Annotated in this window: 16 protein-coding genes; 10 read left to right on the top strand and 6 right to left on the bottom strand. The window is 65.3% G+C overall.

Annotation, left to right across the window (positions count from 1 at the left end):
- Both fadA and fadB read right to left on the bottom strand, forming a co-directional pair.
- Positions 1-1128, bottom strand: a 1128-nt coding sequence (gene fadA / locus JWQ90_RS28550) for an acetyl-CoA C-acyltransferase FadA (RefSeq protein WP_299698494.1), incomplete at its 3' end; no start/stop codon positions are given.
- Positions 1129-1167: 39 nt separating this feature from the next.
- A complete protein-coding gene (fadB, locus tag JWQ90_RS28545) occupies positions 1168-3321 on the bottom strand; it encodes a fatty acid oxidation complex subunit alpha FadB (protein ID WP_299698493.1) in 2154 nt (717 codons plus the stop codon).
- Positions 3322-3543: 222 nt separating this feature from the next.
- On the opposite strand from fadB, the gene JWQ90_RS28540 reads away from it, so the two are divergent.
- Positions 3544-4002 (top strand): phasin family protein, encoded by a 459-nt coding sequence (locus JWQ90_RS28540; protein WP_299698492.1) that lies wholly within the window; start codon positions 3544-3546, stop codon positions 4000-4002.
- A gap of 98 nt (positions 4003-4100) precedes the next feature.
- The gene (locus JWQ90_RS28535; protein ID WP_299698491.1) at positions 4101-5027 is read left to right on the top strand and encodes a metalloregulator ArsR/SmtB family transcription factor; all 927 of its coding nucleotides are present in this window, start codon (positions 4101-4103) and stop codon (positions 5025-5027) included.
- 90 nt (positions 5028-5117) lie between these two features.
- On the opposite strand, the gene dnaQ is transcribed toward JWQ90_RS28535, so the two are convergent.
- Together dnaQ and JWQ90_RS28525 are read right to left on the bottom strand one after the other, a co-directional pair.
- Positions 5118-5837 (bottom strand): DNA polymerase III subunit epsilon, encoded by a 720-nt coding sequence (gene dnaQ, locus JWQ90_RS28530; RefSeq protein WP_299698490.1) that lies wholly within the window; start codon positions 5835-5837, stop codon positions 5118-5120.
- A 32-nt stretch (positions 5838-5869) separates the two neighbouring features.
- Entirely contained in the window at positions 5870-6778 is a 909-nt protein-coding gene (locus JWQ90_RS28525) for a LysR family transcriptional regulator (RefSeq protein WP_299698489.1), read from the bottom strand.
- Between the two features lie 113 nt (positions 6779-6891).
- Here JWQ90_RS28525 and JWQ90_RS28520 point away from each other — a divergent pair, with 113 nt between their 5' ends.
- Together JWQ90_RS28520 and JWQ90_RS28515 are read left to right on the top strand one after the other, a co-directional pair.
- Positions 6892-8064, top strand: coding sequence for an MFS transporter (locus JWQ90_RS28520; protein WP_299698488.1), 1173 nt, complete (start codon positions 6892-6894; stop codon positions 8062-8064).
- Positions 8064-9122, top strand: a complete 1059-nt coding sequence (locus tag JWQ90_RS28515) for an SDR family oxidoreductase (RefSeq protein WP_299698487.1) — start codon at positions 8064-8066, stop codon at positions 9120-9122. The genes JWQ90_RS28520 and JWQ90_RS28515 overlap by 1 nt, the downstream gene beginning before the upstream one ends.
- A 109-nt stretch (positions 9123-9231) precedes the next feature.
- Here the strand turns inward: JWQ90_RS28515 and rnhA are convergent, their stop codons facing one another.
- Together rnhA and JWQ90_RS28505 are read right to left on the bottom strand one after the other, a co-directional pair.
- Entirely contained in the window at positions 9232-9684 is a 453-nt protein-coding gene (rnhA, locus tag JWQ90_RS28510; protein WP_299698486.1) for a ribonuclease HI, read from the bottom strand.
- The gene (locus tag JWQ90_RS28505) at positions 9681-10472 is read right to left on the bottom strand and encodes a class I SAM-dependent methyltransferase (protein WP_299698485.1); all 792 of its coding nucleotides are present in this window, start codon (positions 10470-10472) and stop codon (positions 9681-9683) included. Before JWQ90_RS28505 ends, rnhA begins: the two co-directional genes overlap by 4 nt.
- Positions 10473-10510: 38 nt before the next feature.
- Here JWQ90_RS28505 and gloB point away from each other — a divergent pair, with 38 nt between their 5' ends.
- The 6 genes from gloB to JWQ90_RS28475 all read left to right on the top strand — a co-directional run bounded on the left by gloB (position 10511) and on the right by JWQ90_RS28475 (position 17828).
- Positions 10511-11338: a hydroxyacylglutathione hydrolase gene (gene gloB, locus JWQ90_RS28500; protein ID WP_299698484.1), complete on the top strand. Its 828-nt coding sequence runs from the start codon at positions 10511-10513 to the stop codon at positions 11336-11338.
- A gap of 99 nt (positions 11339-11437) precedes the next feature.
- Complete coding sequence (locus JWQ90_RS28495; protein ID WP_299698483.1) at positions 11438-12010, top strand: hypothetical protein; 573 nt, start codon at positions 11438-11440, stop codon at positions 12008-12010.
- Positions 12007-13848 (top strand): hypothetical protein, encoded by a 1842-nt coding sequence (locus JWQ90_RS28490; protein WP_299698482.1) that lies wholly within the window; start codon positions 12007-12009, stop codon positions 13846-13848. The genes JWQ90_RS28495 and JWQ90_RS28490 overlap by 4 nt, the downstream gene beginning before the upstream one ends.
- Positions 13845-16712: a tetratricopeptide repeat protein gene (locus tag JWQ90_RS28485; protein ID WP_299698481.1), complete on the top strand. Its 2868-nt coding sequence runs from the start codon at positions 13845-13847 to the stop codon at positions 16710-16712. The genes JWQ90_RS28490 and JWQ90_RS28485 overlap by 4 nt, the downstream gene beginning before the upstream one ends.
- Positions 16696-17400: a tetratricopeptide repeat protein gene (locus JWQ90_RS28480; protein WP_299698480.1), complete on the top strand. Its 705-nt coding sequence runs from the start codon at positions 16696-16698 to the stop codon at positions 17398-17400. Before JWQ90_RS28485 ends, JWQ90_RS28480 begins: the two co-directional genes overlap by 17 nt.
- Positions 17397-17828: a hypothetical protein gene (locus tag JWQ90_RS28475; protein WP_299698479.1), complete on the top strand. Its 432-nt coding sequence runs from the start codon at positions 17397-17399 to the stop codon at positions 17826-17828. The genes JWQ90_RS28480 and JWQ90_RS28475 overlap by 4 nt, the downstream gene beginning before the upstream one ends.
- Positions 17829-18099 lie beyond the last annotated feature (271 nt).

Raw genomic sequence — 18099 nt, 5'->3', positions numbered from 1 at the left:
CTGCCCCATGCCAATGCACATGGTGGCGAGGCCGAACTGCGCGTCCTTCTGGTTGAGGATATGCGCCAGCGCGCCGGTGATGCGCGCGCCGGAGCAGCCCAGCGGATGGCCCAGGGCGATGGCGCCGCCCTTGATGTTGATGTGGTCCATGCGGTCGAGCAGCTTCATCTCGGTCAGCACTGCCAGGGACTGCGCGGCGAAGGCCTCGTTCAGCTCGAAGTAGTCGACATCCTTGATATCGATGCCGGCGGCCTTCAGCGCCTTCTGCGTCGCTGGCACCGGGCCGATGCCCATGATCGACGGATTGCAGCCGGCCGCGGCCATGCCGATGATCCGCGCCAGCGGCTTCAGGCCCAGGGCCTGGGCCTTGCCCTCGCTCATGATCAGCGTTGCCGACGCGCCGTCGGAAATTGCCGAACTGTTGCCGGCGGTGACCGAGCCTTTGGGGTTGAACACCGGCTTCAGCGCCAGCAGACTTTCCAGGTTGGCATCGGGGCGCACGACCTCGTCGAAGTCGACGATGATCGGCGCGCCGTCGGCGTCATGGCCCGGCGTGCCGACCATCTGGCCCTTGAATTCGCCATTCTTCCAGGCGGCGTAGGCCTTCTGGTGCGAAGCGAGCGCGAACTCGTCCTGGCTCTTGCGATCGATGCCGTGAGTCTGCGTCAGCATTTCCGCGGTCAGGCCCATGCTGCCGGCGGCTTTCGCGGTAAACACCGACAGCTCCGGCGCGCCGTCGAAGCCGAAGGCCATCGGCAGATGGCCCATGTGCTCGACGCCGCCGCAGATGAAGGTGTCGGCGATGCCGGCCTGGATCTGCGCCGCGGCGATATGGATCGCCGACATGCTCGAGCCGCACAAGCGGTTCACGGTCTGCCCCGGAACGCTCTGCGGCAGGCCGGCGAGCAGCAGCGCGTTGCGCGAGATGTTGTAGCCCTGTTCCAGCGTCTGGATCACGCAGCCCCAGATCACGTCCTCGACGTCGCTCGGCTTCACTGCCGGATTGCGCTTGAGGATTTCCGCCATCAGATGCGCCGACAGCGCTTCTGCACGCACATTACGAAACACACCCGCCTTGGAACGGCCCATCGGCGTGCGGATCGCATCGACGATAACGGCATAAGTCATGTTGCCACTCATGTATTGCTCCAGCGTGAGCGCGAGGGCTCACTTCGAATAGAAAGTCTTACCTTCAGCGGCCATCTTCTTCATCGAATCTGTGGGCTGATACAGCTTGCCCAAGTGCGCGTATTTCTCGCACTTCTCCAGGATGGTCTTCAGGCCGATGGTGTCGGCGTACTTGAGCGCGCCGCCGCGGAACGGCGGGAAGCCGACGCCGTAGAGCAGGCCCATGTCGGCCTCGGCCGGCGTTTCGACGATGCCGTCGTCGAGGCAGCGCACCGTCTCGATGATCATCGGCAGCATGTGGCGGTCGACGATGTCCTCGTCCGACATGTCGACGATGCCCTTGGGCTGCGCGGCCTTGAGCAGCTCGTAGGACTCCGGATCTGCGGTCTTCTTCGGCTTGCCCTTGGGATCGGTTTCGTACTTGTAGAAACCGAGGCCGTTCTTCTGGCCATAGCGTTTGGCGTCGAACATCACGTCAAGCGCGCTCTTGCCTTCGCCGTGGCCCATGCGGTCCGGATAGCCTTCGGCGAGCACGTCGCCGACGTGGTGGCTGGTGTCCATGCCGACCACGTCCTGCAGGTAGGCCGGGCCCATCGGCCAGCCGAACTTCTCCATCACCTTGTCCACTTTGACAAAGTCGGCACCATCGCGGATCGCGCCGAAGAAGCCGAAGAAGTAAGGGAACAGGATGCGGTTGACCAAAAAGCCCGGGCAGTTCTTGACGACGATCGGCGTCTTGCCCATGGCGCTTGCGTAGGCGACCGTCGTCGCGATCGCCTCCTTGCTGGTCTTGCTGGCGTAGATGACCTCGACCAGCGGCATCTTGTGCACCGGGTTGAAGAAGTGCATGCCGAGGAAATTCTCGGGGCGCTTCATCACGGTGGACAGCTCTTCGATCGAGATCGACGAAGTATTGGAGGCGATGATCGTGTTCTCGCCGACCACGGCTTCAACTTCGGCAAGCACGCTCTTCTTGACCTTCGGATTCTCGACTACAGCCTCGACGATGATGTCGATATCCTTGAATTCGCTGTAGCTGAGCACGGGCCGGATCGCGGACAGAATCTGCCCTGCCTTTTCGGGCTTGAGCTTGCCGCGCTCGACGTCCTTGGCCAGTAACTTGTTGGCCGTGCTCATGCCCAGGTCCAGCGCCTTTTCGGCGATGTCCTTCATCACGATCGGCGTGCCCCTGGACGCGCTGGTAAAGGCGATGCCGCCGCCCATGATGCCGGCACCGAGCACCGCCGCGTGCTTGACGGGTTTGGCGATCTTGCTCGCACCCTTGGCCTTCTTCTTCAGGAACTGGTCGTTCAGGAAGATGCCGATCAAGGCATCTGCCACGCTGGTCTTGGCGAGCTTGGCGAACGCGGCACCTTCGATCTTCAGCGCGTCGTCGCGGCCCTTGGATGCGGCCTTCTGGATCGCCTTGACCGCTTCGACCGGCGCCGGCATGTTCGGGCCGGCCTGGCCGGCAATGAAACCCTTGGAGGTTTCGAACACCATCATCGATTCGATCTGGTTGAGCTTCAGCGGGCCCTTCTTCTGCTCGCGGCGCGCCTTCCAGTCCAGCTTGCCCTCGATGGCGAGATTCAAGGTGCGGAGCGCGGCGTCGCGCAACTTGTCCAGTGGTGTCACACCGTCGACGGCGCGGACCTTCAGCGCTGCCTCGGCCTTCTGCTGGCTGCCGGACGCGATCCACTCGATCGCGTTGTCGGCGCCGGTCAGGCGCGGCATGCGCACCGTGCCGCCGAAGCCCGGGATGATGCCAAGCTTCACTTCGGGGAAGCCGACCTGAGCGTCCGCCGCGATCACGCGGTAGTCGGTAGCCAGGCACATTTCGAAGCCGCCGCCGAGCGCGATGCCGTTGATCGCGGTAACGCTAGGGAACGGCAGGTCCTCGATCGCGTTGAACGCCTGGTTGGCGTTCAACGCCCAGGCAGCGAGCTCTTCTTCGCTGAGCTTGAAGTTCTGACCGAACTCGGTGATGTCGGCGCCGACGATGAACACGCTCTTGGCGCTGGTGACCAGCAGCCCCTTGATCGAGCTGTCCTTGCCTAGGGCGGCGGCAGCGGCCGCCAGTTCTTCGACGGTGCTCTTGTCGAACTTGTTGATCGCGTCCTGCTGGCGATCGAAGCACAGCTCGGCGATACCGCCGGGGAGCACCGTCACGCGGATGGATTGGCCTTGGAACATGGCGGGAGCAGACTCCTTTGGTTTTTGAATTCGGCCCGCTGCGTTAGCGTCCGAGGGCGCCAAACGCAGCCATACTCAGCGGTATGGAACGGGCCGGCATCATAGCTCCGGGCCGCTACGCACGTAAACAATGCGGGTTTCGCCGAGCTCGACCGAAGGTGACGGCGCTGCGCTCTTGCACCTACACTCGGCCTTCATCGTCGTGTCATGAAGGAGTGAGCCTTGAAAGCAAAACATCGCCTGGACCAGCTGAAGAAACAGTTCGATCGCATGCGCAAGGATTCGCTCGCCGCGGTCGGCACCGCCAACGAAGCGGTCTACAAGGGCCTGCAGAAGTTCGCCGACAAGGAACTGAAAGCGCTGCACGACTACTACGACGGCACGCTGGCCTCGCTGCGCTCGCACAGGAAAGGCGGCATCCAGGCGATCGTGCAGACCCAGTTCGACCTGATGCAGGAAACCGTGACCCGGCTGATCGCGCATGCGCGCGAGTCGGTCGCGACCGCGACCACGGACTCCAGGCCCACACCAGCCCCGGCCGCAGCCGCCAAGAAGGCCGCTCCGAAGAAGGCAGCCGTGAAGAAGGCCGCCGTGAAGAAAGCCGCTCCGGCCAAGAAGGCTGCCACCGCGAAGAAAGCGCCGGCGAAGAAGGCGGCAAGCAAGAAAAAGACCGGCAGCTGATTTTTTTGCGCCGTCCCGTCAAGCCCGCCCGCGCCCGGCGCCGGCGGGCTTTTGCGTACCCATCCTCATTTGCTGAAACACTTGGCTAAAGCCATCCCATGTCACTGTCGTTAGAACAAGGCACCGAACTTTGCCGCTTGCTGGCCGATCCGAGCCGCTGCCGCCTGTTGCTGCTGCTGGAAGCCTATGAGCTGTCGGTAGCCGAGCTCACCGACATCACCGGGCTCGCGCAGAGCCGGGTATCCACACATCTTTCCCGTCTGAAGCGCGCCGCGCTGGTGCAGGACAAGCGCGTCGGCAGTGCGGCGCTCTACTCGGCCAGCGGCAACGGCGGCGCCGCCGGTGAGCTGTGGTCGCATCTGCGCGCCCAGATCGACGACCGCCAGACGCGCATCGATCGCGAACGCGCCGAAGAAGTGGTACTGGCGCGCAAGCACGGGCAGACCTGGGCCGAGTCGGTCGCCGGCCGCATGGAGCTGCACTACTCGCCGGGCCGCACCTGGGAGGCGACGGCAAGAGCCCTGATCGGGCTGCTGGAACTCGGCGACGTACTGGACCTGGGTTCCGGCGACGGCGTGCTCAGCGAGCTGATCGCCAGCCATGCGCGCAGCGTGACCTGCGTGGACGTCAGCGCGACGGTCGTCGCAGCGGCGCGCAAGCGTCTGGCCAGCTTCAGCAACGTCAGCGTCGAGGAGGGCGACATGCATGCGCTGCCTTTCGATGAAAGCCGCTTCGATCATGTGTTCGCGATGCACGCGCTGCCGTATAGCGCACATCCGGACGTGATGCTGAAGGAAGTGGCACGGGTGCTGAAGCCTGGCGGACATCTGATCGTCGCGACCCTGGGCGAGCATCATCACGAGGAAGCGATGCGTGCCTACGATCACGTGAATCTGGGCTTGTCACCGGAGGCCTTGCAGCGTTTGCTGAAAGACGCCGGCCTGAAAGTCGAGAGCTGCCGCGTCACCTCACGCGAAACACGTCCGCCATATTTCGAAGTCGTCACGGCGCTGGCGACGAAGTAGTCGTGTAGGTTGGGGTGAGCTTGCGAACCCCAACAGTCGTCCGCACTGATGTTGGGGTTCGCTGCGCTCACCCCAACCTACACGCTGCGACTAATGCAGCTCGCCACCCCAGATCAGCTTGCCACCCGACTTCTTCTCAATCGTCTTCAAGCGATCCTGGTGCGCGGCCACTTCATCGTCGGTCGCCACCACGACCACCAGCGGCAGATCCGCAGGCACGCCGAGCAGATCAACGAAGCGTGAACGACGGACGCTGCTGCTGCGCGAGCTGTCGTCCAGCATCAGCGCCGACTGGCCGCCGGTCATCACCAGGTACACGTCGGCGAGCAGGCCGGCGTCGAGCAGCGCGCCATGATGCTCGCGACGCGAGGCATCGACCGCGTAGCGCTTGCACAGCGCGTCGAGGTTCACTTTCTGGCCCGGATGCAGGCGCCGCGCCATCGTCACGGTGTCGATGACCGTGCACACGTCCAGCAGCTTGGTACCGACACCGGCGCGGCGGAATTCCTCGTCCAGAAACCCGATATCGAACGCGGCGTTGTGGATGACCAGCTCGCTGCCCGCCAGATAATCCCAGAGCGGCTGCGCCAGCTCCTTGAACTTGGGCTTGTCGGCCAGGAACTTCAGGCTGATGCCGTGCACTGCCTCAGCGCCGGGGTCGATCTGCTTGTCTTCCGGATGCACGTAGTGGTGAAAATTCTCGCCAGTCGGCCGCCGATTGCGCAGCTCGACGCAGCCGATTTCGATCACGCGATGGCCGAGGCTGACTTCCAGGCCGGTGGTTTCGGTGTCGAGTACGATCTGGCGCATGATTCCGGCGTGGCTGATGACGGCAAGGCGCCTCAGCTTAACCGGATCCGCTCGACCAGAAAATCCAGGAAGACCCGGACCCGCGCCGGCTGGTGCCCACTGCGGCCGCGGTAGACCGCGTGCAGCGGCTCGATGTCACCGGGATTGCAGCCCTCGAGCAACACGGCCAGCCGGCCGGCATCGATATCCGGCTGCACGTGGTAGCGCGACAGCCGCGCGATGCCGGCGCCGGCGACCACCATCAGTCTCAGACTCTCGCCGTCGCCGGTGCGCGCGTTACCGCCAACCGGCAGCTGCGTCAGCGTCCCGTTGCTGTGCCGGAAAGGCCAGCTCTCGGTGCTGTGAGGGAAGTTGAAGCCGAGCCGGTTGTGCTTCTCGAGCTGCTTCAGATTGCGCGGCGTACCATGGCGATCCAGGTAGGCCGGCGCGGCGACGACCACCTTGCGGCTGTCGCCCAGATGCCGCGCAACCAGCTCCGAGGCCGGCAGCTCGCCGTGGCGGATCGCGACGTCGGCGGGTTTGTCGTGGAAGTCGATCACCGCGTCTTCCAAGGTCAGGTCGATGCAAACCAGCGGATGGCGTTCCAGAAAAGCCGGCAGCAGAGGCGCCAGCAGCAACAGGCCGAACGGAACGCTGCAGTTGACGCTGACCCGGCCGCGCGGCTCGGCGCCGAGCGCCGCGCCGCGCTCGGCCTCGTCGATGTCGCCGAGGATGCGCGTGCTGCGCTCGTAAAAAGCCCGGCCTTCCGGCGTCAGCTGCAGCTTGCGCGTCGAGCGATGGAACAGCCGCGCGCCGAGCCGCGCTTCCAGCCTCGACACCAGCTTGCTGATCGCCGACGGCGTCATCCGCAGTTCGCGCGCCGCGGCCGAGAAGCCGCCGCGCTCGACCACGCGCACCAGGGCCTCCATTTCTCCGGAGCGGTTTACGTCGATTCTTGGCATGTGATTTGAACTCATCAATCTTTTTACTTGCGGAATGCTAGTCAGGTAAGGCTTCCGGCCACAAGCTGGTCGGGCCGCAATCCGCGGCGCATCACCGCGAAAGGAAGGCCGACATGCCCGTCGCGCTCTATGCACTCACCGCCGGCGCCTTCGGCATCGGCGTCACCGAATTCGTGATCATGGGTCTGCTGCTCGACGTCAGCGTCGATCTCGGCGTGTCGATCTCCGCCGCCGGCATGCTGATCTCCGGCTACGCGCTGGGCGTGGTCGTTGGCGCGCCGCTGCTGACGGTGGCGACGAGTTCCTGGCCACGCAAGACCGTGCTGCTGGCGCTGATGCTGATCTTCACCATCGGCAACGCCGCCTGCGCTCTGGCGCCGAGCTACTCGATGCTGATGGCCGCGCGCGTACTGACCGCTTTCGCGCACGGCAGCTTCTTCGGCGTGGGCTCGGTGGTGGCCGCCGGCCTGGTCGCCAAGGACAAGCAGGCGTCGGCGATCGCGATCATGTTCACCGGCCTGACCGTCGCCAATGTGCTCGGCGTTCCATTCGGCACCTGGCTCGGGCAGCATCTTGGCTGGCGCGCGACGTTCTGGGCGGTGGCCGCGGTGGGCGTCCTTGCGCTGTCGGTGATCGCGCTCGCGGTGCCGCGTGACCGCGCTGCGCCAGCGCCCGGCAATCTGCGCGAGGACCTGCGCGTGCTGGCTCGCGGTCCGGTGCTGCTCGGTTTTGCGACGACCGCGCTCGGTTTTGCCGGTCTGTTCGTCGTGTTCACCTACATCGCACCGCTGCTGACCCGGATCAGCGGCTTTTCGGACCAGGCGGTGTCGCCGATCCTGCTGATCTTCGGCGCCGGCCTGGTGATCGGCAATCTGATCGGCGGCAAGCTCGCCGACCGCAACCTGGCGCAGGCGATTCTCGGCAGCCTGCTGATGCTGACCCTGGTGCTGGCGGTGATGAGCTTCGCGCTGCACTCGCAGATCGCGGCGATCCTGTTCGTCGGCCTGCTCGGCGCTGCCGCTTTCGCGACGGTTCCGCCGCTGCAGATCTGGGTACTGAAGCAGGCCGAAGGCGCCGGCCAGAGCCTGGCGTCGAGCTTCAACATCGCCGCGTTCAATCTCGGCAACGCGCTCGGCGCCTGGCTCGGCGGCACGGTGATCGATCACGGCCCAGGCTTGGACGCGGTACCGTGGATCGCGGCCCTGCTGCCGCTGGCGGCGGCCGCGATGTGCGCGCCCTTACTGCTGCGCAAGTCGTCCGGCCGGCTGGCTCCGGCGGTGTCGTGATGCGCACGTCGAAGCCGGTCGCGCTGGTCGTCGGCGCCCAGGGCGTGATCGGCGGCAATCTGGTCACACAGCTTCAGAGCACCGGCGACTGGGACGTGATGGGCGTGTCGCGGCGCGGCGGCGATCCGAGCGAGCGCGTCCGCCACATCGCGGTCGACCTGCTCGACGCCGACGACACGCGCAGCAAGCTCGCCGGACTCGATCAGGTCACGCATGTCTTCTACGCCGCCTATCAGGACCGCCCGACCTGGGCCGAACTGGTGCCGCCGAATCTGGCGATGCTGACCAATGTCGTCGATGCGATCGAGTCAATCGCGCACGGTCTGCGGCACATCAGCCTGATGCAGGGCTACAAGGTCTACGGCGCGCATCTCGGCCCGTTCAAGACGCCGGCGCGCGAAACCGATCCGCCGCATATGCCGCCGGAATTCAATGTCGATCAGCAGCAGTTCCTGGAGCAGCGGCAGATCGGCAAGGCCTGGAACTGGTCGGCGATCCGGCCGGCGGTGGTCGGCGGTATCGCGCTCGGCAATCCGATGAATCTGGCGATGCTGATCGCGGTGTATGCGTCGATCTGCAAGGAGCTGAATCTGCCGCTGCGCTTCCCCGGCAAACCGGGTGCCTACGACAAGCTGCTGGAGATGACCGACGCCGCCCTGCTGGCGCGCGCAACGGTCTGGGCAGCGACCGAACCACGCTGCGCAAACCAGACCTTCAACATCAACAACGGCGATCTGTTCCGCTGGAGCGAGCTATGGCCGCGCATCGCGCGCTACTTCGATCTGGATGTCGCGCCGCCGCTGCCGATGTCGCTGAGCGCGGTGATGGCCGACAAGGAGCCGCTATGGAAGGCGATGCGCGAGCGTCATCGGCTCGCGCCGCATGCCTACAGCGCGGTCTCGTCCTGGGGCTTCGGCGATTTCGTGTTCTCTTGGGACTACGACCTGTTCGCCGACGGCAGCAAGGCGCGGCGCTACGGCTTCCACGAATTCGTCGAAACCGAGGCGATGCTGTTGGGCCTGTTCGACGAGATGCGCAGGCTACGCATCATTCCGTGATGCCGCGGAATAACCACCAGCCACGTAGGTCGGCAATCCCTTGCCGACGTGCACGCTCAATGCGCAAGCTAGGCCTCACGTCGGCAAAGGATTGCCGACCTACGCATTCTCAGCCGCCGCCAACTCGCGCCGCAGCCTGAATGCAGCCCTTGTTGGCCAGCTGATCCGCCAGCTCGTTGCCGGGATCGCCGGCGTGGCCCTTGACCCAGCGCCACTGAATCTTGTGCTGCAGGCAGGCCGCGTCGAGCTTCTGCCACAGATCCTGGTTCTTGACCGCCTTGCCGTCGGCAGTACGCCAGCCGCGGCGCTTCCAGTTCGGCAACCACTCGGTCAGGCCCTTCATCACATAGGTCGAATCGGTGTGCAGCAGCACCTCGCAAGGTTCGCGCAGCGAGTCCAGCGCCTCGATCGCGGCGGTCAGCTCCATGCGGTTGTTGGTGGTGCCGGCTTCACCGCCACAGAGTTGTTTTTCGATGCCTTGATAGCGCAGTACCGCGCCCCAACCGCCCGGCCCCGGATTGCCCTTGCAGGCTCCGTCGGTATACATCACAACAGACTTCACTGAGACGGAGTCTCCACGGAATTGACAGAAGAATTGGCGGCCGAATTGGCCGCGGTGCCGGCACCGACCGCACCGATCAGCGGTTTGACCTGCGCACGCTGCGCGCGACCGACGAAATTGACCGGCAGCACGCGCTTGCGGGCCACCAGCAGATACGATTCGGCCAGCGGCGCCAGCAGGCTGCCCAGGCTCCAGGCCTGGTTCTGCGACTGCGATGCGAGCCACGGAAAGCCGACGCCGAAGCGGCGCACTTCGGTGACTTCGAAATCGAGCAGCTCGAGCCAGTCGCGCAGCCGGCCGATGCCGTAGTAACTGGACGGCGGCGGGAACGCGCGATAGCCGAAGCCCAGGCGCTGGCGCATCACCCAGCCGCCCAGCGGATTGAAGCCGATCACGAACAGACGGCCGCGGTCGGTGAGTACACGCGCGACCTCACGCAGCACATTGTGCGGCGCGTGAGTGAATTCCAGCGTATGCGGCAGCACCACGCCGTCGACGCTCTTGGTCGCGATCGGCAGTTCTTCCGGCGCCGCCAGCGCCTGCGCACCGAAATCGGCGACCGTGCCGATCACCGCGCGATGCAGGGTCTCGGTCGACTGCAGCAGCTCGTCGCCGCGGCCCCAGGACCCGATCTGCAACATGTGCCGGCCGAACACTTCGGGCAGCACGCGCTCGAGTTCCTTCTGTTCCAGATCGAGCTGACGCTTGCCGCGCGCGGAGCGCAGCCAGATCGACAGGGTGTATCGATTGAATGGGCGGCTGGAGCGGCGGCCTAGGGAGAGCGGCATTATTGACTCGTGCTGCTGGGACGCCGACCATCTTAACCATGTCCAAGCCTATCCGTTCTGAATCGCCCGCCGGCTCCGGGTTGCAGGTCCGCGCCATACCGACGTTCAGCGACAACTACGTGTGGTTGTTGCAGCGCGGCATGCGAGCCGTGCTGGTGGATCCCGGCGAGTCCGGCCCGGTACAGCGCGTGCTCGACCAACTCGGTCTGACTTTAGAAGCGATCCTGGTGACGCATCACCACAGCGACCATGTCGGCGGGATCGAAGCGCTGGTCGACGGCCGCGCCATCCCGGTGCCGGGGCCCAAAGCCGAGGCAAGCAAAATTCCGACGCTGACCCGGCATCTGGTCGACGGCGACGAAGTCCGGGTGCTCGACACACGGGCGCAGGTCATCGCAATTCCCGGCCATACACTGGGGCACATCGCGTTTTATTTTGCGCAGGAAGGCTTGCTGTTCTGCGGCGACACCTTGTTCTCCGGCGGCTGCGGCCGCCTGTTCGAAGGCACGCCGGCGCAGATGCTGGCGTCGCTGGAGCGGCTTGCCGCCCTGCCCGAAGACACCGCGGTCTACTGTGCGCATGAATACACGCAATCCAATCTGGCCTTTGCTCAGACCGTCGACAAGGGCAACCGCGAACTCGCCGACTATCGGATACAAATCGACGCCCGTCGTGCGGCGCAGATGCCGAGCCTGCCGAGCAGCATCGGTGTCGAACGCGCAATCAATCCTTTCCTGCGCACTGGCCTGGCCAGCGTTCGCAACGCGGTGACCGCGCAGGCCGGCGCTGCACTGGTCGATCAGACGGCGGTATTCGCGGCGCTGCGCGCATGGAAGGATGATTTTCGTCCACCGGCGGTGGCGTGATCCGCCTTCGTTGCAGCGCCGCGGGCTTGCACCGCTTGGGCCGACGCTTTGCCGATCGGCCCTGCTAAACTCCGTCAAACGACGACAGCCTACCCCCTGATGCTTTCATTTCGCGGTCATAAGACCCTGAGACTGACCCTCGCTGCGCTTGTGCTGGGCCTGGCCCCGGGCACTGCCGCGTGGGCGGACACCGAAACCGACGCTGCGCTGCAGCTCGATCAGAACATCCAGGTGCTCAAGGACGAGGCGCTGCAGTTCAGCCGCGACGCGCAGCTCGCCGACGAGGACTTCAACTATCCGCCGTATTCGCGCGTCGACGTCTATGTCAGCGTCGAGACCGCCGCACTGCTGATGCACACGATCAGTATCAGTATCGACGACGCCAATACGGTGCATTACGACTACAGCGAGACCGATGCCAAGGCCCTGCTCAAAAGCAAGGGCCTGCAGCGCATCGGCCGCTTCAACGTCATCAAGGGCAGCCACAAGCTGCACGCCGAGTACGTCGGCAATTATGCAGATGCCAAACCGGGCGAAACCGCATTTGCCGACCGCATCGACGTAGTCTTCGACAAGAGCCAGACACCGGTCACGCTGGAACTGATCGTCGGCAAGGCCAACCGTGGCGGCAAGCCGATTCTGCGGCTCAAGGAATGGAGAGCGTCCAAGTGAGCGGCCCGAATCTGCGGCGACTGGCGGCCGGCCTGACGCTGGCGCTTGCTTGCAGCGGCACCGCGCATGCGGCGGTCGCGACCTATACGCCCGGCGACCAGAACGACCCGCGCGTTCGGGCAGCCCGCTTCCTGGGCGAAGACAAGCGCCACCTCTCGGCACTGACCGAGCTGCTCAAGATTCAGGAAGACGCACCGACGCCGAGCGCCGCCCAGTACCCCTGGCTGCTGGCCGATAACTATCTGTCTTTCGGCCTGCGCGAGCGTGCCGATGTGATTTATCAGGGCATGGGTTCGAGCACGGCCGACCCGCTGCAGTTCGATCGCGCGCAGCTCAAGCTGGCGCAATTCGAATATACCCGCGGCTATCTGCCCGAAGCGCGCGCGACGCTGCTGAAGCTGCGCGAGAACCTGCCCAAGGAACTGCTGGTCGAGTGGCAGGACCTGAGCGCCCGTGTGCTGATGGCGATGGGCAAGGACGCCGACGCGATCGACGTGTTGACCGCGCCGAAAAACGGCAGCGACCAGACCGAGTACACCCGCTACAACCTGGCGATCGCGCTGTTGCGCGACGGCCGCACCGAACAGGGCCGCACCTTGCTGGAAAAGGTCGGCAAGCTCGACCCGACCGACCGCGATTCGCTGGCGCTGATGGACCGCGCCAACATGACGCTGGGCTGGAACTTTCTGCAGAGCCAGCAGGGCGCGGCGGCCAAGCCGCTGCTGCGCAAGGTACGCGTCGAAGGCCCTTATTCCAACCGCGCGCTGCTCGGTCTCGGCTGGGCCGAGCTGACCATCGACGGCGAGCGCGCGCGGCGCGACAACGTCGACGATGGCAGCACCGGTGCCAAGAGCCCATTCGCATCGTTCTCGACACTCGGAGTGCTGCTGCGCCGCGGCCTGGTCGACGATCCGGCGCCGCTGCGCAGCTTCCGCCGCATCGCCGGCTCGTCCGACAAGGAAGAAGCGCTGAAGGCCGCGTTGCCGGCCTGGCTGATCCTGATCGACCGCGATCCGCAGGACCCGGCGGTACAGGAAGCCTGGCTCGCCGTGCCCTACTCGCTCGACCAGATCGGTGCGCACGAGCAGGCGCGCACGTTCTACGAGCAGGCGGTCGAGCGGCTCGAGATTGCGCGCAAGCGCACCGACCTGGCGGTCGAAGCGCTGAAGACCAATCGCATGGTCGAGACCATCGTCAAGCGCGACCTCGACGCCGAATCCGGCTGGAACTGGGAGCTGAAGGATCTGCCGGACGCGCCCGAAACCTATTACCTGCAGACCTTGCTCGCCGAGCACCGCTTTGCCGAGGCGCTGAAGAATTATCGCGACGTGCGCCTGCTGGCGCGCAATCTCGACGCCTGGGACCGGCGCCTCGCCGATATGGAAAAGGCCTACAACACCGCCGAACGCGCATCGGTTGATCCGCGCGTGCTGTTCGCGCGGGCCAGCGAAGGCCGTGAGCTGGCAAGCGGCCCGATCGCAATCACGCTGGCCCTCGACGCCCATCTGGCCGAGCCCGGCCGCTACGGCGCGCCGCTGGCGCCGGCGGCGCCGGTGCGGCCTCAGCTGCGGCTGGCGCCGCTGCCTTCCTCCGGCGATTTCTTCGGCACCTTTGAGCGCATCGGCGACCTGCGCAAACGGCTCGCCAACCTGCGGCCGAATCTGGCCAAGGCCGGCGATCAGCAGGGCCGCTATCTGCAGCAACTCGGCACCAAGGAACTGAAGGCGCAGAAAGACCAGATCGAAAAGTATCTGGTCGAAGCCCGCTTCGCGCTGGCGCGCCTGTACGACCGCCAGCCGACGGCCAATGACCCCGACGAATACGAGATCAAGAAATGATCCGCCTGCGACGCGCATGGAAGCCTGAAGCGGCGGCACATCAGCTCGCGCCCCTGCTTGGCGCCGCCTGCGCCGGCCTGATCCTGGCCGCCTGCGGTACGGTACCGGCCGAGGTCAAGAACTCGGCGCCGTCGATCCGCGAATCGATGAAGAAGGAAGCGCCGGTGGAGCAGCAGCTCAAGCTCGACCGCAGCGATCCGGTCGCGCCCGATCCGGACAAGGCGCTGGAGAACTATCGGCAGCTGCTGGCGCTGAATCCCGACGACAACACGCGCGCCGAAGCGCAGCGCCGTATCGCCGACCTGCAGGTGCAGACCGACGATCTGAAGGGCGGCGGCGACGACAGCGCGACGGTGCTCGACAAGTCGATCAAGACCTACCAGCAGCTGTTGCTGGAACGCCCTGGCGATCCGAACAACGACCGCGTGCTGTACCAGCTCGCCCGCGCCAACCAGAACGGCGGCAACACCGAAGCCGCGATCGACACGCTGGCCCAGCTCAACAAGGAGTTCCCGAACTCCAAGCTCGGCGGCGACGCGCACTTCCGCCGCGCCGAGCTGCTGTTCGGGCGCCAGCGTTTTGCCGAGGCCGAAGGCGAATACAAGATCGTGATGGACCTGCAGGACCGCACGCCGTTCTTCGAGCCCGCGCAGTACAAGTACGGCTGGACGCTGTACAAGCAGAGCAAGTACGACGCGGCGATCACCAGCTTCTTCCAGATCCTGGATCGGGAACTACCCGCCGGTGACGTCACCAATGTCGACGCGGTCGCCGGCGTCAAGAAAGGAAAGAACGATCTGGTACGCGATTCGCTGCGCGTGATTTCGCTGTCGCTGGTTGCTCAGGGTGGCGGCCAGGCGGCCAACGACTACTTCAAGAAATACGGCGATCCGCGTTTCTATCCGCTGATCTACGATGCGCTCGGCAAGGCCCTGATCGAGCGCGAGCGTTATACCGACGCGGCCGAAGCGTTCGCCGCGTTCCCGCAGCGCTACCCGACGCATCCGCTGTCGCCGACCTTCCAGTCGCAGGTGATCGGCGCCTATACCGACGGCGGCTTCAAGGATCTGGTGATCCGCGAGAAGGAACGCTACGCCGTCACCTATGATCCGCAGGCCAGCTACTGGGGCGGCAAGCCGGCCACGCCGGAAGTGCTGACCGAGCTGCGCAAGCACATGGAAGATCTGGCGCGCCATCATCACGCGCTGGCGCAGGCGGGCAAGGCCGACACCACCAAGTCCAGGCCGGAATTCATCGTCGCGGCCAACTGGTACAAGCGCATTCTGGAAGTCTTCCCGACCGATCCGAAAGCGCCGGACATCAGCTTCCTGTACGGCGACGCGCTGCTCGACGGCGGCCAGACCCGCGCAGCCGCCGAGCAGTACGCACGCACCGCCTACGACTACAAGCAGAACCCGCGCACCACCGATGCCGCATTGGCCTCGTTCCAGTCCTACGAGAAGTACGCCAAGGAAGTACCGGCGGCCGAGCGGCCGGCCGCACTGCGGCTGGCGGTCGACAGCGGCGTCAAGCTAGCCGACAGCTTTGCGTATCACCCTGCGAAGCTGCCGGTGCTGACGCAGGCGGCGCAGGATCTGTACGAGCTGAAATCGCTGGACGAAGCGATCAAGGTTTCGCAGCGCGTGCTGACCAATACGCCGCCGGCCACGCCCGAGCTGCAGCGCATCGCCTACAGCGTGATCGGCGACGCGCAGTTCGAGCAGAAGCACTATCCCGAAGCCGAAGCCGCGTTCGCCCAGGAACAGAAGCTGACACCGGCCGGCCCGGCGCGTCATGAAGTCAGCGAGCAGCTCGCCGCGTCGATCTACAAGCAGGGCGAAGCCGCGCGTGATGCCGGCGATCAGCGCCGCGCGGTCAACGACTTCCTGCGCCTCGGCGAAGTGGTGCCGGATGCGAGCATCCGCCCGAACGCCGAATACGATGCGTCCGCCAGCCTGATCCAGATGGAAGACTGGCCGACCGCGGCGCACACGCTGGAGAATTTCCGCACGCGCTTCCCGACCAACAGCCTGATCCCGGACGTCGACAAGAAGCTCGCCGTGTCCTATCAGAAGGACAACAAGCCGGCGCAGGCCGCGGCCGCTTACAACCGCATCGCGCAGCGTCAGACCGAGTCGCCGGCGGTGCGCATGGAAGCCGCGTGGCTGACCGCGACGCTGTACGACGAGGCCAAGCTGCCGGCGCAGGCCGGGCCGGCTTACCAGTATTACGTCGGCGCGTTCCCGCGGCCGATCGACCGCTCGATGCAGGCGCGTTCGCGGCTGGTCGACTATGCAAAAGCCGGCAACAACACCGAGCAGCAGCTGTTCTGGCTGCGCGAGATCGTCAACGCCGATGCCGGCGCCGGCGGCGAGCGCAGCGACGCGACCAAGGCGCTCGCGGCGAAGTCCAGCCTGGAAGTCGGCCGCATCACCGCGGCGCAGGCCAAAACGATCCGCATCACGCTGCCGATCGAGGCCTCGCTGCCGGTCAAGCAGAAGGCGGTCGAAGCGGCGATCCAGGCGCTCAATCGCGCGGCCGGCTACGGCTTCGCCGACGTGACCACCGCCGCGACTTATGAACTCGGTACGCTGCACCAGGACTTCGCCAAGTCGCTGACCGACTCCGAACGGCCGAAGAAGATGTCGGACCTGGAGCTGGAGCAGTACAACCTGCTGCTCGAGGAACAGTCCTTCCCGTTCGAGGAAAAAGCGATCGAGGCGCACGAAACCAATCTGCGACGCATTCCCCAGGGCATCTACGATGAATGGGTCGCCAAGAGCGCCAAGGCGCTGGCAGTACTGGCGCCCGGCAAATACGGCAAGCGCGAAAAGAGCGAGGACACGTATGACTCGCTTAAGTAAGGGCTTCGAGACCGCGATGAATCTCTCGTCCTGCAAGCCGCTCGCGGCGCTGGCGCTGCTCGCACTGGCAGCCTGCTCCAGCGGCCCGAGCAAGCCCGGTCCGACACTGCCGTCAAGGCCGACGCCGCCAAAGGCCGAAGCGCCGGTGGTCCCGGTGCCCGACAAGGGCGATCCGGAAGCGCGCTTCAAGCAGGCATTGGAGCTGATGAAGACCAAGAAGACCGCCGAGGCCGAGGCGGGCTTCCTGAAGCTGGCGCAGGACTTCCCGGACTACACCGGCCCGCAGATGAACCTCGGCATCATCTACGACAAGAGCAATCGCCGCGATGTCGCGATCTCGGCCTTCAGCCGCGCGGCCGCGCTCAATCCGCAGAATGCGTCGGCGTTCAACTGGCTCGGCATCGCGAATCGTGAAGCGGGCAATTATCCGCGCGCGCAGCAGGCCTACGAGAAGGCGATCGCGGTGAAGCCCGACTATGCCGCGGCGCAGCTGAATCTCGGCATCCTGCTCGACGAATACATGAAGCAGCCGGCCGCCGCGGTGCCGCACTACAAGGAATATCTGCGCCTGTACGGCAAGGAAGATCTGCGAGTGCTGGCCTGGATCGCCGAGATCGAGGCCGCGCAGAAAGCGGCGGCCCCGGTCGCTGCGCCGCCCGCACCGGCCGCAATCGGAGTCAAGAAATGACCCGTCAATTGATCCGCCTCAGCCTGCTGCTGATGGCGCTGCTCGCGCCATCGATCGCCATTGCGCAGACCCAGCCGAAAGCGCCCAAATCTCCGCCCCCCGACAACGATCAGCCGGCGCTGTCGACGAGCCTTGGCGCCGCTCCGGCACCGTCGGCAGGTTCTGCCGGTGGCGTAAAGACCGGCGGTACGACCAGCGGCACCAATATCATCGGCGAGCGCGAATCCCCGATCGGCCTGTACATCACGCCGTGGCGCAATGCGGCCGCGGAAGCGGACATCGACCGGCCGGCGCGCCTGCTGTCGGTACAGCTGGAACCGCTGGACCGCCGGGTGTTCGCGCGCCAGGTCGAATACTACGAAGCCCTGGCCGCCGCGCAGAAAGCCAAGACCGGCCCGGCGCCGTCCACACCCCCGCCCCAACCATAGATCCGGACGCATCCCCCACGCCCGCATCAACGCCTAAACTTTGCCGCATCGTTTGACCCGCCTGACCTGCTGAACCGTGTCATTCCGATACCATCGTCCGTTTCATCATTTGTTTCTCATCATTTGTTTCAGAGACCCGCAGAGGAGCGAGCTCCATGGAGTTTTTCAATCACGTCATCCGTTTTTTTCAAGGTGGCGGCGCGTTTATGTACCCGATCGCGCTGGTGCTGGCGATGGCGGCGGCCGTTGCCATCGAGCGCATGATCTTTCT

This window comes from Hydrocarboniphaga sp. (assembly GCF_028291725.1).
Lineage (GTDB): Bacteria > Pseudomonadota > Gammaproteobacteria > Nevskiales > Nevskiaceae > Hydrocarboniphaga.
The sequence above is the reverse complement of the archived record's forward strand: the minus strand, read 5'-3'. Positions and strand labels throughout refer to the sequence as shown.

Bases quoted from the DNA above. Each gene is read 5' to 3' on its own strand.
- JWQ90_RS28480 (WP_299698480.1), top strand. From the start codon at position 16,696: ATGACTCGCTTAAGTAAGGGCTTCGAGACCGCGATGAATCTCTCGTCC.
- JWQ90_RS28520 (WP_299698488.1), top strand. From the start codon at position 6,892: ATGCCCGTCGCGCTCTATGCACTCACCGCCGGCGCCTTCGGCATCGGC.
- JWQ90_RS28515 (WP_299698487.1), top strand. From the start codon at position 8,064: ATGCGCACGTCGAAGCCGGTCGCGCTGGTCGTCGGCGCCCAGGGCGTG.
- JWQ90_RS28495 (WP_299698483.1), top strand. From the start codon at position 11,438: ATGCTTTCATTTCGCGGTCATAAGACCCTGAGACTGACCCTCGCTGCG.
- gloB (WP_299698484.1), top strand. From the start codon at position 10,511: ATGTCCAAGCCTATCCGTTCTGAATCGCCCGCCGGCTCCGGGTTGCAG.
- fadB (WP_299698493.1), bottom strand. From the start codon at position 3,321: ATGTTCCAAGGCCAATCCATCCGCGTGACGGTGCTCCCCGGCGGTATC.
- dnaQ (WP_299698490.1), bottom strand. From the start codon at position 5,837: ATGCGCCAGATCGTACTCGACACCGAAACCACCGGCCTGGAAGTCAGC.
- JWQ90_RS28475 (WP_299698479.1), top strand. From the start codon at position 17,397: ATGACCCGTCAATTGATCCGCCTCAGCCTGCTGCTGATGGCGCTGCTC.
- JWQ90_RS28525 (WP_299698489.1), bottom strand. From the start codon at position 6,778: ATGCCAAGAATCGACGTAAACCGCTCCGGAGAAATGGAGGCCCTGGTG.
- JWQ90_RS28505 (WP_299698485.1), bottom strand. From the start codon at position 10,472: ATGCCGCTCTCCCTAGGCCGCCGCTCCAGCCGCCCATTCAATCGATAC.
- JWQ90_RS28535 (WP_299698491.1), top strand. From the start codon at position 4,101: ATGTCACTGTCGTTAGAACAAGGCACCGAACTTTGCCGCTTGCTGGCC.
- JWQ90_RS28485 (WP_299698481.1), top strand. From the start codon at position 13,845: ATGATCCGCCTGCGACGCGCATGGAAGCCTGAAGCGGCGGCACATCAG.